Origin of the sequence: Hymenobacter rubripertinctus (assembly GCF_003583925.1) — a bacterium.
Classification (GTDB): Bacteria; Bacteroidota; Bacteroidia; order Cytophagales; family Hymenobacteraceae; genus Hymenobacter; species Hymenobacter rubripertinctus.
Genome location: NZ_QYCN01000098.1, coordinates 1 through 1,773, shown reverse-complemented (window position 1 = coordinate 1,773; position 1,773 = coordinate 1). Strand labels below are relative to the sequence as shown.

General features: G+C 58.5%; 2 protein-coding genes. Both read left to right on the top strand.

Annotated features, from left to right (window positions below):
• Positions 1-185, top strand: a 185-nt coding sequence (locus tag D0T11_RS22850; protein WP_182888567.1) for a hypothetical protein, incomplete at its 5' end; no start/stop codon positions are given.
• The coding region (locus D0T11_RS21665; RefSeq protein ID WP_147374801.1) for a condensation domain-containing protein at positions 182-1,773 on the top strand (1,592 nt) is incomplete at its 3' end. The genes D0T11_RS22850 and D0T11_RS21665, both read left to right, overlap by 4 nt.

The window sequence follows — 1,773 nt, the reverse complement described above, 5'->3', positions numbered from 1 at the left end:
TCAGCTACGACGCGGGCCGCTTCTCGGCGGTCACCATGCAGGCGTTGGTGGCGGCCTGGGCCGGGGAGCTGGCGGCCTTGCTCGACGAGCTGGCCGGCGAGCAGCCCGCCCAGCTCACCCCCGTCGACCTTACCTTCAAAGGTCTGAGCATAGAACAATTGCAACAGTTAAACGAAATGTTATGAAAATTGAAGACGTTTATTCATTGAGCCCCCTGCAACAGGGATTGTACTATCATTGGCTGAACTCGCCCGCAGCCTATTTCGAGCAGATTACCTACCGTTTGGAAGGAGAGTTGCACGTGGAGGCTCTCCAGCAAAGCTACCAGGCCCTTATGGCCCGTCACGCCGTATTACGTACCTGCTTTACTCCCAACTTCGGCGAAGAAGTGCTCCAGGTAGTGCAAAAGGAAGCACCGGCGGCTTTCACCTATCTGGATGTATCCGATAAACCTGACTTCTCATTGGCGGCCTTTAAGGAAGCCGACCGGCAGGCCGGATTCGACCTGCACAAAGGCTCCCAGATGCGCCTGACGGTGCTGGCCCTGGGCCAGCAGACCCACGAATTTATCTGGAGCCACCACCACATTCTCATGGATGGCTGGTGCAGCGGCTTGCTGATCCGGGACTACTTCGAGCTATACCATAGCATCATGCAGGTGCGTATGCCCCGACTCACGAAGGTGCATCCTTATTCAAGCTACATCCAGTGGCTGCTGGCCCGCGACCAAGAAGCCTCACTGCAGCACTGGCAGCAGTATCTGCAAGGCTACGACACCATTAGCTCTCTGCCCAAAGCCACGGCTACGCCCACTGCCGGCTACGACGTACAACAAAAAACATTTGCTCTGGAGCCCTCTGTCCGGCAGGCGCTCAAAAGCCTGTGTGAGGAGCTGGCCATTACCGAGAATAGCTTTATTCAAGCGGTATGGGGTATTCTGCTGAGCAAATACAACAATACCACCGACGTTGTATTCGGCGGCGTAGTATCGGGCCGCCCGGCCGAAGTAGAAGGCATTGAGGAAATGATCGGCCTGTTCATCAATACCATTCCGGTACGTATTCGCGTCCCGCACGAGATGAGCGTCCGGGCATTGCTGAAGCAGGTGCAGCAGGACTCCATCGAAGGCCTTGCCCACCACTACACCCAGCTCTCGACTATTCAGAAGAACAGCGAGCTAGGCCGCGGTCTGTTTGATCATGTGCTGGTGTTTGAGAACTTTCCGCTGCAGGAAATGGTGCAACAGGGCATGGAAGCCCAGGGCGGTGCCGAGCAGCTCTCCCTGCTGGCGTCGAGCAGCCACGACCAGACCAACTACGATTTCACCCTGATGCTTATGCCGGGGGAAGCTTTCCATATTGTGTTCAATTACAATGGGCACATATATACTGAGGAGTTGCTGACGCGCTTGCAAACCCACTTCACCCGTCTCATCACCCAAGTAGTAGCAAATCCCTCCATATCCATTGGCCAGGTCGAGTACCTGAGTGTGGGGGAGCGGTYTCAGTTGYTGGAGGGGTTCCAGGGGGGKGCGCTGGTCGCSGCGACGGGKGCGGCRACGGTGCTGGACTTGTTTGCGGAGCAKGTGTCGGCCACGCCGGAGCGGCGGGCCGTGGTGACGGCYGAGGGTGGGCTGAGCTATGGCGAGCTGGAGTCGCGGGCCAATCAGCTGGCTCACGCCCTGCGGCGCGACTACGGGCTTCAGCCGGGCCAGCTGGTGGGGCTGCTGGCCGACCGGGGGACGGCGCTGGTGGTGGGGCTGTGGGGCATTCT